The 13,808-nt window shown below is 65.1% G+C and carries 9 protein-coding genes and 1 tRNA gene; 5 read left to right on the top strand and 5 right to left on the bottom strand.

What is annotated here, in order from left to right:
• Positions 1-4 precede the first annotated feature (4 nt).
• Positions 5-88, bottom strand: a tRNA-Leu gene (locus tag IPM18_07000).
• Positions 89-276: 188 nt separating this feature from the next.
• Here IPM18_07000 and IPM18_06995 point away from each other — a divergent pair.
• The 4 genes from IPM18_06995 to IPM18_06980 all read left to right on the top strand — a co-directional run bounded on the left by IPM18_06995 (position 277) and on the right by IPM18_06980 (position 4,505).
• Positions 277-1,662: a tetratricopeptide repeat protein gene (locus tag IPM18_06995; protein MBK9119338.1), complete on the top strand. Its 1,386-nt coding sequence runs from the start codon at positions 277-279 to the stop codon at positions 1,660-1,662.
• Positions 1,584-2,582, top strand: a complete 999-nt coding sequence (gene holA / locus IPM18_06990; protein ID MBK9119337.1) for a DNA polymerase III subunit delta — start codon at positions 1,584-1,586, stop codon at positions 2,580-2,582. The genes IPM18_06995 and holA overlap by 79 nt, the downstream gene beginning before the upstream one ends.
• Positions 2,583-2,678: 96 nt before the next feature.
• The gene (locus IPM18_06985; protein MBK9119336.1) at positions 2,679-3,887 is read left to right on the top strand and encodes a hypothetical protein; all 1,209 of its coding nucleotides are present in this window, start codon (positions 2,679-2,681) and stop codon (positions 3,885-3,887) included.
• Between the two features lie 66 nt (positions 3,888-3,953).
• Entirely contained in the window at positions 3,954-4,505 is a 552-nt protein-coding gene (locus IPM18_06980) for a tyrosine-protein phosphatase (protein ID MBK9119335.1), read from the top strand.
• Here the strand turns inward: IPM18_06980 and IPM18_06975 are convergent, their stop codons facing one another.
• Positions 4,506-6,548 carry an alpha amylase C-terminal domain-containing protein gene (locus IPM18_06975; GenBank protein MBK9119334.1) on the bottom strand — a complete coding sequence of 681 codons (2,043 nt, stop codon included), beginning with the start codon at positions 6,546-6,548 and terminating at the stop codon, positions 4,506-4,508. It lies immediately after the preceding gene.
• A gap of 230 nt (positions 6,549-6,778) precedes the next feature.
• Between IPM18_06975 and IPM18_06970 the strand changes: the two genes are divergently transcribed.
• A complete protein-coding gene (locus IPM18_06970; protein MBK9119333.1) occupies positions 6,779-7,330 on the top strand; it encodes a hypothetical protein in 552 nt (183 codons plus the stop codon).
• A 514-nt stretch (positions 7,331-7,844) separates the two neighbouring features.
• On the opposite strand, the gene IPM18_06965 is transcribed toward IPM18_06970, so the two are convergent.
• The 3 genes from IPM18_06965 to IPM18_06955 all read right to left on the bottom strand — a co-directional run bounded on the left by IPM18_06965 (position 7,845) and on the right by IPM18_06955 (position 13,708).
• The gene (locus IPM18_06965; protein ID MBK9119332.1) at positions 7,845-9,014 is read right to left on the bottom strand and encodes a homogentisate 1,2-dioxygenase; all 1,170 of its coding nucleotides are present in this window, start codon (positions 9,012-9,014) and stop codon (positions 7,845-7,847) included.
• Between the two features lie 141 nt (positions 9,015-9,155).
• Positions 9,156-10,145, bottom strand: coding sequence for a PHP domain-containing protein (locus IPM18_06960; protein ID MBK9119331.1), 990 nt, complete (start codon positions 10,143-10,145; stop codon positions 9,156-9,158).
• Positions 10,146-10,294: 149 nt separating this feature from the next.
• Positions 10,295-13,708 (bottom strand): isoleucine--tRNA ligase, encoded by a 3,414-nt coding sequence (locus IPM18_06955; protein ID MBK9119330.1) that lies wholly within the window; start codon positions 13,706-13,708, stop codon positions 10,295-10,297.
• Between the last annotated feature and the right edge of the window lie 100 nt (positions 13,709-13,808).

Genomic DNA, 13,808 nt, shown 5'->3' with positions numbered 1-13,808 from the left:
CGTATGCCGAAGGTGGGACTCGAACCCACACTCCCTGACGGGAACGGGTTTTTGAAACCCGCGCGTCTGCCAGTTCCGCCACTCCGGCGCCCATGCCACTCCGCGAAGGGTATTTTAGGCGCCCGCCCGCCGCCCGCAAACAGTCGACACCACCGACCCTTGCGCCTCCGACAGTTGCACCGCAGCCAACCCCCCGACTTCGCCGATAAGCCCAGCGGGACATGCCGACCAACCGGTCACCGGAGCCGGCTCGCACAACGGAGTGTGCCTGCGTCCATGCGGAGCATAACCTCTATCCTTTTAGCACTTTACGCTGCTTCGGCGCTGGGCGCGGCGCCCGAGCCGGTGTTTGTAGCCAGCCGCCAGATCGCGCTTGATTTCGCGGCGGACACGACCGTGACCGCCGCCTTGCTCTATGTTTCGACCGACGCCGGCCGAAACTGGCAACAAGCCGCCATCAGCCCGGAGGGACGACCTCCACTGCGGTTTGATGCACCTGAGGACGGCCGCTACGAGTTCTTTGTCGTGCTTCGAAACGCCACCGGCGACTCGGCTCCACCCCCCGCTCCCGGGACCCCCCCCACACTCAGCGTCGTGGTCGACACCGTGCCCCCGCTGATGCAGGTTCACACCGCGCGCGTGGAACGCGGCAACGACCTCGACGCAGGCACCACGCCAACGGTCATGCTGGATGTGACCTTGGTGGACGAATATCTTACTTCGGGTAGCGTTCGCATTTTTTTCCGGACCTCTCCATCTGAACCGTGGCAGGATGGCGGCTCTCCGATCGCCAATGGGCGCTTGCTCCACTGGCACCCCCCCACTGAACTCGACGGGATGATCTCGGCTCGCTTGATGGCCGTCGACCGCGCCGGCAATCGTGCGACCGCCGATGTCCCGCCGCTCAACTTGGGTCCGGCAGGCACCACATCGAAAAACACCGCCCCACACGAGGTATTTGGTGACCTGGACTCACCAGTCTCGGCACTCGAACTCGACCCGATGGATCCCGTCGCAGCCGTCGCGCCCCTTCCACTCCCCCCCCTGACAACCATGCCGCGCCCGGCCCTTGGAACCGATGAACTTGCGCAACTACGCGCCCTCGGCACGCAATTCATGGCCACCGGCCGGTTCGATCTCGCGGCCGCACGCTTCGCCGATGCGGTGGCACGCCAGCCGGAGAACCCCGACCTGCTCGTGGAACTTGGCAGTGCCCTCTACCGCCTGGGGCGATTCGAGGAGGCCGACGCGCGCTTTGTTTCCGCACTGTCACAAGGCACCGAGCATCGCGGCGCACTGCGCGGCCGGGCGCTGGTCGCGGCGACGCTGCGACGCTACCCTGACGCCCGCGGGTTGCTCGCGCGGTTGCAGATCCTCGAGCCCGCCGACGGCACCGTCTGGCTGCACACGGGCGATGTGGAGCACCGGCTCGGCAACCCGGTCGCGGCCGTTGCGGCTTGGCGCCGTGCGGCTGAACTGGCAACGAATGACGCGGCGCTGCGCTCTAAGATCGAGCGCCGCCTCGAATACTTCGGCACAAACGGCGCCCCGAATACGGCCCTCGGCGAGAGCGACCCTGATTCATGGCCCGCAACGCTACCGACACCCCGGCCATCGTCGTCATCTTCGGCTCCGACGAGCACCGCAAGCGGCAAGCGCTAGCCGAAAACCTTGACCAGTTGCTGCCACCCGAAATCGATCGCAGTCTCGCCCTCACCGAGTACGACGCCGGCAAGTCTTCTGAGTCAGGACCACCGCCTGTACACACGGTGCTCGAAGATCTCGCCACGCTTCCGTTTCTGTCGGATCGGCGGGTTGTCGTGATCCGCGAAGCAGATGCCTTCGTGACTATGCACCGGCGCACACTCGAAACTTATCTCGAACGCCCCGCCCCAACGGGTACGCTGGTGCTCGAGTGCCGCACTTTTCCCAAGACGACGCGCCTTTTCAAGATCGCTGCAAGCGTGGGTGGCATCAGCGAGTGCGAGGGCCTGCGGGGTGCCGCCCTGCTCGACTTCGTGGTCCGCCAGGCAAGCGACCGCGGAAAGCGGTTTCAAGCGGGTGCCGCGGAGCGCCTCATCGACCTTGTCGGCAACAACGCCGGACTCCTGTGCGGCGAGACAGAAAAGCTCACGCTGTACGTCGGGGAGCGTCGGGATATCACGCCACAGGACGTTGCCGACCTGGTCGGGCTCTCGCGAGAAGAGAAGATTTTCGCCGCCGTGGATGCCGCCGCCGCCGGACAGACGGCCGATGCCTTGCGACTGTGGCACCACGTGCTGGCAACCGAACCCGCGGCAATCTTCATGGTTCTGGGTGGTTTGGCTTTCAAACTCCAGCAATGGCTCGAAGTTCACGAGCAGATTGCGGACGGCGCTGCCGCCGGATCGCTCGCATGGAAGGCCGGTTACGGCGGCCGACCGGGCGAGTTCCAGCAATTTCTGCGGCATTTATCCCCGTCCAGACTGCGTCGCGCACTCGCCGCCGTGGCCACCCTCGATGCCCAAGTCAAAGTGGGTCTCCGGTCGATAGAGACCGGCGTGGAGCTGCTGCTGCTCCGGCTGGCCGCCGCTGCGCGGTAGCTGCAGGGCTCCCATGACCGCACCTGTGAGCGGTCCGTTCACGGCTCGGATTCCACCGGCGGACGGTGCCGCCGCAAACGCCCTGGAGACCCCGGCATGGATGCCGCCAAACTGCCGCCCTACCGCCGATCCGCTGGCGCGTTGCTGCTGGTGTCGCTCCTACCGCTCGCTGGCTGCCAGCTCTTCGACGCCAGTCCAGCCGCCACCTCCACACCTGTGGAAACCGTCGAGCCCGAGCCGCCGCAGGTCGTCAGCACCGACCCCGAGGATGACGAAGTACTCTCGGAGGTCGCGGAATATGTGCAGAATGTCGAGCGCGCCAACGCCGCGCGCAGCACCGATGCGCAATTGGCGGCCGACTCGAGTCCGCCCGAACCCATTGACCCCGCCCGACTGGCGCCGGTTCTGCCGGCCGACCCGCGCATCGAGATCATCCCCGAGCCCGCCCCAGACGTGATCATGACGCCACCCGCCGCCGCGGAACCGGAACCTGTCGTACCCATGAATCCGCCGGCACTCGTCTCCGCACGGGTTTACAGTGCTGCGGACTTCGCAACCGGAGTTCCGGGCATCTTCCCGGAAACCGCCATCAACAGTGCGCTCTCGGCGCAAACGCTCCCGACCAACCTCCGAGAATGGCTCGACCGGCTTTCCGAATCCGACGAGGACACCTTCAACGCGCAAGTACGGGTGCGCATGTTGAGAGCACTCGCGGGGGATTTTTCCGGGGCACGCGAGCCACTGAAACTTGTTCCAGCCGAGCAACAGACCCTGGCCACCCGCTTTATCGAGGCGTGGATCGGGATCCAGGAAGCACCAGGTGGCGACCCCGCGACGGCCATTTCGGCGGCAGCGATCGAGATTGATCGACTGCTGGAGTCCCTGCGGCACATGAGCGCGCTGTCCATCCCCGTGGTCGCACTTTGTTCTGAGGTGCGGGGCTTCGGCCAGTACGACGAACTTGAGCCCGCCCAGTTTCTGACGGGACTGGCCAACGAATTCGTGCTCTACTGCGAAGTGCGCGATTTCGTCAGTGAGCAGGGGGCCGACGGCTGGTGGCTGACCCGTTTCGATCTGACCACGACCATCCTCAATCATGCCGGTGACACCGTGCTGGAACTCCGCGACAGCGACATCACCGACCGCTGCCGCAACCGCCGGAACGACTGCTTCATCCCTCGTCTCGTCCGTCTTCCCGCAACCCTCGCGCCCGGTCGCTACGTGGCAAAAGTCACGATCGCGGATAAACTCGGGGCAAAGGTCGCTCAGCAGGCGACCCCGTTCCGGATCATCGCCCGGCCCTGAGGCGTGCGGCTGCCCACGGCAGTGCTGCGCTTCGGCCGCCCGGCGGCAGCGCGGAGTCGCCCCAACTTGAATGTCCCCCGCTTCCTACGTCGCCTCTTTCGAGCCCCTTTTGACGGTCTGCGCCACTACGGCGTCGTAGCCGAGGGGGTGCTCTATCGTTGTGGCCAGCCAACGCCGGCAGAACTCGCCGACCTGATCCGCAAACTGGGGTTGCGAACGATTGTGAGCTTTCGCGGGCAGCGGGACAGTGATGACCCGGATGGCTGGGAGGTGGCCGAGCGGGCGGTGTGCGACGAGCACGGGGCGGCTTTCGTCACCATCCCCTGCAACCACAAGAATCCGCCGAGTGCTGCGCAGGCAATGCAGTTTCTCGAACTGTGTCGCCGGCCCGACCGGCAACCCGTACTGGTACACTGTCGCCTCGGACAGCAGCGCACTCTGCTCTTTTGCGCACTGTATCGCGTGCATGTCGATGGACTCGCACCCGAAGCAGCGGAAGAGGAGATGGATCGTTTGGGGTTCGGTGCCCACAAGCGGCGCCACCAGAAGCTGCTCGCGGCATTTCGACAACTTGCGCGGCTGCCGCTGGCAGAGCACACCGCGCCGGTGGCGCGCTGATCAATTTTCGCCCGCCACCAGCACGATCGCCGTCCGCGGGGGCAGATAGATTTGGACACTGTACCCACGGTGGTCCCACGGAAGCGGCTGCACCGGGTAGATCTGCGGCTCCACGATGTGGCCGTGTCCGCCGAATGCGGGGTTGTCGCTGGAGAGCACGAGGCGGTAGTCACGCGGCTCCGGTACGCCGATGCGGTGGCCCGTGACGGCGTCCGTCGGGTGGAAATTGAACGCGCACAACAGCGGACCGCGCCGGAAGGCGAGCACTTTCTGCCCCTCGTGGACGTGCAGTCTCTCCAGGGGCGCCGCCGTCAGCACGCCGTACCGCCCATCCAGCACAAGCATCGCGCGGTCAAACTCCCCCAGCGCGTGGTAGCGCAGATCCGGATCATCGGCGAGGGACCACTGGCGGCGGGCGTACTGGTACGAGAAACCGTTGCCGGCGCGCGGAAAATCTACCCACTCCGGGTGCCCGAACTCGTTACCCATGAAATTGAGATATGCTTCCCCACCGGCCGTGAATGTGATCAGACGGATCAGCTTGTGCAAGGCGACGCCACGCTCGATCACGAGGTTGCGGCTCGATTTCGTCATGTGGTAGTAGATGTCCGCATCCATCAGCCACATGGCAATGGTCTTATCGCCGACGAGCGCCTGGTCGTGGCTCTCGGCGTAGGCCACGTGCGCCTCACCCGCGCGCCGGTTGGTCAGCGTGTGGTACAGCGTGTCGAGCTGCCACTCCTCGTCGCGCTGCTCCTTCAGCAGCTTGATCCAGTAGTCTGGAATGCCCATCGCGAGACGGTAATCGAATCCTAGTCCACCCTCGCAGACCGGCCGGGCAGTGCCCACCATGCCACTCACCTCTTCTGCGATTGTGACCGCGTCCGGTCGCAGTCTATGCACCAGCTCATTGGCGAGCTGCAGGTAGACGATCGCATCCTCATCGACGTGCGGAGGAAAGTAATCGTCGTACGAGCTGAAGGCCCGGCCCATGCCATGATCGCGGTACATCATGCTGGTCACGCCATCGAAGCGGAAGCCGTCGAAACGGTACTCCTCCAGCCAGAAACGCACGTTGCTCAGCAGAAACTGCAGGACCTCGAGCTTGCCATAGTCGAAGCACAGGGAATCCCACGCCGGGTGCGCGCCGCGGTCGCCGGCGTGGAAGTATTGATACTCCGTGCCGTCAAAATGATTCAGCCCCTCGTTGAGATTCTTGACCGCGTGGCTGTGCACGAGGTCGAGCAGCACGGTCAGACCCAGCTCATGCGCCGTATCGATCAAGGCCTTCAATTCCTCCGGCGTCCCGAAACGACTCGACGCGGCGTAGAAATTGCTGACCTGGTAACCGAAAGAGCCGTAGTACGGGTGCTCCTGAATGGCCATGACCTGGAGCGCGTTGTAGCCACCGGCGGCAATGCGCGGCAGCACGTCGCGGGTGAACTCCGCGAAGGTGCCGACGCGCAGCTCCTCCGTGGCCATGCCGATGTGCGTCTCATAGATGCGCAGACCGCCCGGCCGAGGGGGGGCGGCATGTCGCCATGCATAGGGCGTCTCCGGCTGCCAGTATTGCCCGGCGTAGTCGCGCGTGTGCGGATCGGCGACGGCGCGCTGGATGTACGTCGGAATACGATCGCGTGGACCGATCGCGCTGTGCACATGCACCTTGACGCGGCTGCCGTGCGTGAGCGACTCGGCAAAGTCGTCGTCGGGCAGAAAACGGCTCCAAACACCGGCGGGGCCCCGGTGCAGGGGATGCGCATAACGGTCCCACTCGTTGAAGTCACCGATGAGCGCGACCGCGATCGCGGCCGGTGCCCACTCGCGGAACCAGACCCCGGGCTGGCCGTTGTGCACGCCGCGCTGAAACCCAAAGTAGCGATGCCCCGAGGCGAATGCCTCAAGCGAGCCGCTGTGAGCCAGAATGTGTTCGAGCTGGCGCTGGTAGTGCGACCAGCGCGTCCTCAGGCGGTCGGCATAGGGTTCCAGCCAGGGGTCGATCGCGATCAGCCCGGTTCCATCGGTGCGCAGTTCAGCGGCCATGCACGTTCCTCCATCGCAACTCTAGCCGCTCCGGGGGAGAAGGGGGAGGCGGGCGGGATTCGGGGAACCGGTAGAGCCGGCAGATCCCGGAGCACGTACCTTTCGCACCTTGGCCGGGATGGCCGCGGGCTGTAGACTGACAATCCTGGCGAAGAGGGATTGCCTGATGCACGCGCCGGCAACCGCATATTCCACGGGGTAAGTCTCGGATGGGCACTCTGAACGGCTCTTTGTCCCCACTGCAGCCGCTCGTTGAGCGGGAGTTGGAGGCGGGCGAACGGCTGATCTGGGCCCATCGGCCGCTTGTGCGTGTGCTGTCGCTGAGCATGGTTCTGCCACCCCTTCTGGCACTGCCCTGGGTCGCCCTCGGCGTCGGGGGCCTGTGGTTCAGCATGCGGGTCGGCTCGGGTACCTCCGGCGGCTTCGCGGCAACTCTTGCGGTGGTGTGCAGTCTGCCCGCACTGCTGATCGGGGGGCCGCTGCTGGCCGCACCGCTGTGGGCTGTGCGCCGGGACCGCCGCACGTTGTACGCAATCACGGATCGGCGCGCCATCGTGCTCGTAGCCGCATGGCGACTCGTGGTGCGCAGCTACTACTCCGAGCACCTGCGCAACCTGAAGCGCATGGAACGTCGCGACGGTTCGGGCGACATCGTGTTTGAGCGTTTCACAACGACGGACTCGACCGACTCAGCCCATCCTGAGCGGCGCGGGTTTCTGAGCATCCGGAATGTGCGACAAGTTGAGGAGTTGCTGCGCGACGTGGTGAAGCGGAGCGGCTGACGAAATGCACCCGGATGCCTTCGCTCCACATGATCAAGCTGCGGGACCTACGCGAATTGCACGGAACGTGAGGGTGCCCACCGCACCCAAGCTCCGGGACAGGCGATGACTCCGAGGCCAACCACCCCTATCCGTGCGTACGTCTTGCGCGGCATGATCCTCGGCGCAATTGCAGGCGCCGTCGAGCCGATGTGGGCGGCTCTTGGCGAGCCGAACTACTGGAGGTGTGTTGCAATCTATTATTCCCAGTTCGGAGTTGCAGGGTGGGCGATTGGCGGCATATTGGGGTACATCGTCGGGCAGCGCGTCGCGCGAACGCGGGCGCGCCGCTACGCAGAGGGCTGCTGCATGCGCTGCGGATACAATCTAACCGGTAACGTGAACGGGCGCTGTCCGGAGTGTGGGGCGTCCGTCCCCCGCGCCGTAGATGAAACCGTTGGCAGCTCGTAGGACGACCAGCTCGCGCCGATTGGAGCCGCCTCTACCTCCGCGGTGCGCCTACTCCCCCGACCGTTCATCGCACCCATGACAGGTGGTACTCGGGGTCCTCCAGCGCCGCCGCCTCGGCGGTGAGTTGCAGCGGCGGATAGCAATCGCACATCACCGCGAGCTCATCCGTGCGATGCACGCCGATCGACGCCTCATACGTGCCGGGGTGCGGCCCGTGCGTCACCCCGGCCGGATGCAGACTGATGGACTCGGAGCCCACCCCTTTGCGCGAGGTGAAGTTCCCCTCGACGTAGTACAGGATCTCGTCCATGTCGACGCTCGCGTGCGCATAGGGGCAGGGAATTGCCTGCGGGTGATAGTCGAGCACGCGCGGCACGAACGAGCAGATCACGAATTCCGGCCCGGAGAACGTCGTGTGAATCGTGGGCGGCAGGTGCACGAGTCCGGTCTTGGGCTGGTAATCGTGGATGTTGAACGCGACGGGATACAGGATGCCGTCCCAGCCGGCGATTTCGTGCGGGAAGTGCTCGTAGCGGTGCAGCGTCAGTCGGTCCGAGCGCTTCATGACGATCTCGAACGGCCCGGCTCCGTGGACATCCGGACGGTAGCCGAGCAACTCCTGTGGAACGCGGAAATCGCGATGCGAAAAGGGAGCAGAGTCGCTGAGCTGACCCCACGCGTTCCGATACTCCTTCGGGATGTTGATGTAGGGCCGCCCCTCGAACACCAGCAGCGTGGCGGGTCCGTCGCAGTGCAAGCGATAGGGCGTGCCCTTCGGGATCAGCAGGTAGTCGTGGGGACGGAAAGGCAGCACGCCATAGACGCTTTCGAGCGTGCCGGCGCCATCCTTTACAAACCAGCACTCGTCGCCGTCGCCGTTGGAAAAGAAACGCGGGGTGACCCCGGCGGGCTTGCACACACCGATCTGCAGGCAACTGTTGACCAGCAGCGTGCGGCGCCCCGTAAGAAAGTCGCCCACCGGTAAGAGTTCCTGCGACAGGATGTGCCGCCGGCGCAGGGGTTGATCCGGAAGGGTGCGTACCGGGCAGAAACCAGGCAGTTCCAGGGGATCGACCGAGATTTCATCCGTCGGTGACCGGCGGAAGTACAGAATCGAAAACGGCCCGTGGAAGCCCTCGCGCGTGACCATCTGCTCCATGAGCAGCTTGCGATTCTCGTACATCGCCGTGTGCGGCTTAGCTGGGAACTGGCCGAGGGCGTAGCGATGGATCATGGTCGCGATCCTTGCGGATGAGGAGCCCGAGTGCGGAAACGTGCAGGAATTATACCGGGCGAAGTCGGCCACTGCCCAGCGCCCGCGACCACGGAAGCGGGCGCAGCAGTCCAAGGGAGGGCGGCGCATCGCACGGCAAATTCAAGCGGTGGCGGGCTCGAAAACCACGACCTCGGCGAGTCCGGAAGCAGGCAGTTCTCGCAGGAAGCCGCGGATGAGCGCGTCCTGGCGCTTGTCATAACCGAAGAGGACGAGGGGGTGCAGGGCCTTGCCGATCCGTCGAACTAGGCGGCAGGCCACCCGGCCCCAGCCACTCTGCGCGGCCGCCATGCGCCATTCGACGTTCTTCTGGAGGACCGTCCAGACATCCTCGCGGAGTCGCTCGGGCGTGCCGAACGCGCCGCAGCAGGCGGCTTGGCCGGCCCGAATGCTGGCAAAGAGCTCCGCAGGAGTGCGCCCCTCGGAGAGCGTGTAGCTGGTGCCGACGCGGAACGTGTGGGAGTCACTGCCGGCGACAAGGACCTTGCCCCGCTCGCGTGTCGCATGCCAGGCGAAGGCATTGTGGGCGTAGCTGCGCGCGCCGTTCAGACCTTCGAAGACGTCGAAGAGCTCGAGCATGACCTCGAGCTGCCAGGCCTTGAGCACGCGGTGCTGCTCCGTCCAGGTCATATGGTTGAGGACGAAGAGCTTGTCGATCCGGCGGAGGTAGGCGCAAAGATCGTAGATGTTGTCACGGAGGCGCTGAATCTCGCGGTGCTGGGCCTCGTCGTGATCGAAGACGTTCACGTGGACGATGGTGCCATCCTCGGGGAAGCGGACGGAAATCTCCTCCCCGATGAAGAAGTCGGGCAACGGACCGCGCTGTTCGAGCAGCGCCAGACAACCGGCGATGGTGTCGTGGTCGGTAATGGTGACAAAGTCCATGCCGCGGGCCTTGGCGAGGTCGTAGACTTCACCGGGCGTCATGAGCGGGTGGTACACCATGCCTGGGAGCCAACGCAGGCGCTCGTCAGAGAACGTGGAGTGACAATGGAAGTCGACGCGCACGCCCGGACGCGCGGCCCAGCGGGCGCGCGGCTCGTTCCCGCAATGGGCGGCATATTCCACGATGGGAGTTAACAGGTCATGCATTTCATCATTTCCTCGGATCGCTCGGTGTGGTCGCGGGCAGCATCCCGAGGGTGTGTTAAGGTTCGCAGCCGCGCTCGGTGAATCTTAGGTTAGATTCCGCGCAAACCACCGTCGGGAACCAAGTTCCGCGCCCGGACCGGGTCCGGGAATCACGACGGTACCACCACCGCCAGCTTGGCCGCGTGCCCCTCGACCTCGACCGCGGTGGCCGGGATACCGGCCGGAGGAGCGCCGAATACGAGTTCATCGGCCAGGCACTCGGTCGCCAGCGTGGCACGAAACGCCGTGGCGATGCGTTCGAGGGCGGCCGGGGCCTCCAGGAAAAGGTGGATGCGGGCCTCGTACGCGAGGTTCTGCTCCTTCCGCAGGGCCTGCACATGGTGGATCAACTCGCGGCAAAGACCTTCGTCGCGCAGTGCGTCCGTCAACTCCGTCTTGACGACCACGACTCCGGCCCGGCCCTGCGCCGCCGACCAACCGGGCTTCGCTTCGAGTCGAATCTCGACGTCTTCCGGATGGAGCTGAACATCTTCTCCGCCGACCGGGACGGTCAATCGGCCGGTCGTGTCCAACGCGCGGCGGGCGGCGGCCGCATCGAGCTGCTGCAAGGCCGCTGCGATCTGCTTCCCGCGCGCGCCGAAACGGGGGCCGAGCGATTTGAAGTTGGGTTTGATCTGGTAGGTGACATAGTGATCGGCGGCGGTGGCGAATTCGACCTGCTTGATGTTGAGTTCTTCGGCGATCAGGGCACTGTGGGTGTGCAGCCAGTCGGCGTGCTCGGGGCGGGCCAGCATGATCTCGACCAGCGCGAGGGGCTGGCGCACCTTGAGCTTGGCAGTTGTGCGCGCGGCGCGGCCGAGGGAAACAATGTCACGCACCAGATCCATCTCCTGGGCAAGGGTCTCGTCGATGAGGGTCGCATCGGTGTCGGGGTAGTCGCACAGGTGGACCGATGGAGGATGGGGCTGGGAGCCCGCGGGCTTCAAGGTTTCCGGATCGTCGGGGTTGAGGCCGACGAGATTGTGATACATGACCTCGGCGAAAAACGGGGTGAACGGGGCAATCAGACGGCTGAGCGTGGAGAGCACGCCGTAGAGCGTGTGGTACGCGTCCCACTTGTCCTGGTCTTTGGCGCTCTTCCAGAAGCGGTCGCGGCTGCGGCGAACGTACCAGTTACTGAGCGCGTCGACGAATTCATTGAGGCGTTGAGCCGCGGGGAAGTTCTCGAAGGCGTCGAGCTTCGCACGGACGAAGGCAATCGTGCGGTACAACTCGCTGATGATCCAGCGATCAAGCTCGCCGCGCTCGGCGGTGGGGCGCCAGGGCGAGCCGTCCGTCGGGTGGGCGACGAAGCCGTCGAGATTGGCGTAGATGTTGAAGAAGCTGAAGACGTTGTACAGCCGGACAAGAAATTCACGGTGCGCATCGCGGATACTGGCCTCGACGAAGCGCGTGCTGGTCCACGGCACCTGGGCGCTGAAGAAGTACCAGCGCATGGCATCGGCGCCGAGGGCGTCGAAGATGTAGTTGGGCTCGCGGTAGTTCCTCAGACGCTTGGACATTTTGTTGCCGTCCTCGCCCATCATGTGGCCGAGCACGATGCAGGCGCGGAAGGGGAGGGGAAAATCGCGCTCCCCAAACAACAGCGTGCTGATCGCCAGCAGTCCATAGAACCATCCGCGCGTCTGGTCGATCGCTTCGCTGATGAAGTCGGCGGGAAAGCGCTGCGCGAATGCCTCCGTGCTGCCCGGCGCGTGCGGGAAACCCCATTGTGCGAAGGGCATGCTACCCGCGTCCCACCAGCAGTCGATCACTTCCGATACGCGCCGCATCCGCGCCCCCGCGGTGAACGGGCTGTCGTATGTCCACGCGTCGATGTACGGCTTGTGTACCCGCAGGTGCTCCGGCAGCGCCGGGTCCTCAGCCAGCTTCGCCGACCAGAAGCCCTGCGGAAACTCCTCCGTCGCATCCGTGGCCCCCGGCTTGGCCACCAGCTCCGCCAGCGACGCCACCGCCTCCATCCGCCCGGTCTGCTCACACACCCAGATCGGCAGCGGCGTGCCCCAGTACCGCTCGCGCGACAGGGCCCAGTCGACGTTGTTGCGCAGGAAGTCCCCGAATCGGCCGTCGCGGATGTGCTCCGGCAGCCAGTTCATCTGCGCGTTGTTCGCGAGGAACTGCTCCTTGAACTGGCTCGTGCGGACGAACCAGCTCCGCCGCGCGTACTGGATCAGCGGATCGTCGGGCGAACGCGGGCAGAACGGGTATTCGTGCTCGATCGTCTCCTGGTGCAGCAGCAGCCCGCGCTCGCGCAGCTCGCGGATGATGTCCTTGTCGCAGTCCTTGACCCACCGTCCGCGATACGGCGGCGGGGCCTCGTCGGTGAAATTCCCGTCCGGCCCGACGGCATTGAGGAGCGGAATCGCGTTCAACGGGTCGGTGAAGCGCTGCCGCTCGGATTGGAGCAAATCAAAATCGACTTCGCCATACGCGGGGGCCTCGTGCACCAGCCCCGTGCCACTCTCGAGCGTCACAAAGTCCGCCGCCGTCACACGCCAGCCCATGGCGTCCACGCCGCCACCGGCGAGCGCTGCCGTTTTGTCACCGAGCGTGCGATGGTAGACGTCGAACGGTGGCAGATATCGAAGCCCGACGAGGGCACGGCCCGGGCACTGGCCGAGCACGTGGAACTCGCGTTTCAGTTTGGTCGCGATCGTGTCAACCAATGCGGCAGCAATCACGAGGCATTCATCGGCCGCCGGATCATGCACCAGCGCGTATTCGATCTCGGGATGCACGGCGGCAAAGTGGTTGCTGATCAGTGTCCACGGAGTCGTCGTCCACACGAGCAACGCCGCAGGCTTGCCCGCGGGAATCGCCTTCAGAAGCGCCGTTGCCGTCGGCGTAGCCGCGACACCATCACCGCGCAGCGAGAATCGCACATACACCGACGGATCCTGCACCGTCCGGTAGCCCTCGCCGACCTCGCCCGCCGACAGCGCTGTCCCGCCCTGCGCCCACCACCACACCACCTTGTGGCCCTGGTACAGCAATCCGCGCTCGAAGAGCTGCCGCAACCCCCACCACACGCTCTCCACGTAGCTCTGGTAGTACGTGACATACGCCTCGTCCAGGTTCACCCAGAACCCCAGCCGCTTCGTGACGTGCTCCCACTCCTTCGTGTAACGGAACACGCTCTCGATGCACTTGCGGACGAACTTCTCCAGCCCGTATTGCTCGATCTCCGCCTTGGTGTGGATCCCCAGCTCCTTACACACCTCGACCTCGACCGGCAGCCCGTGCGTGTCCCACCCGGCCTTCCGCTCGACCAGCTTGCCGCACATCGTCTGGTAACGCGGAAACAGGTCCTTGATCGCCCGCGTCAGGCAGTGCCCCGGGTGCGGCAAACCGTTCGCCGTCGGCGGCCCCTCGTAGAACACGAAGCGCGGCGCCCCCGCCCGCCGCCGCAGCGACTGTCCGAAAATGTCGTGCTGCTCCCAGAACGCGAGGATGCGTTTCTCGGCTTCGGGAAAGCTGAATTGCGGTGGCAACGGCTCGAACATGCGTCGTCTCCGAGCGACGGAGGGCGGCCGAATCGGTGAAAACCATAGAGGATAACGGCTGAACGGGGGAATCGGAACAGGACACAAGGGCGTGGTTCGG

This window comes from Phycisphaerales bacterium (assembly GCA_016716475.1).
Classification (GTDB): domain Bacteria; phylum Planctomycetota; class Phycisphaerae; order UBA1845; family Fen-1342; genus JADJWG01.
The sequence above is the reverse complement of the archived record's forward strand: the minus strand, read 5'-3'. Positions and strand labels throughout refer to the sequence as shown.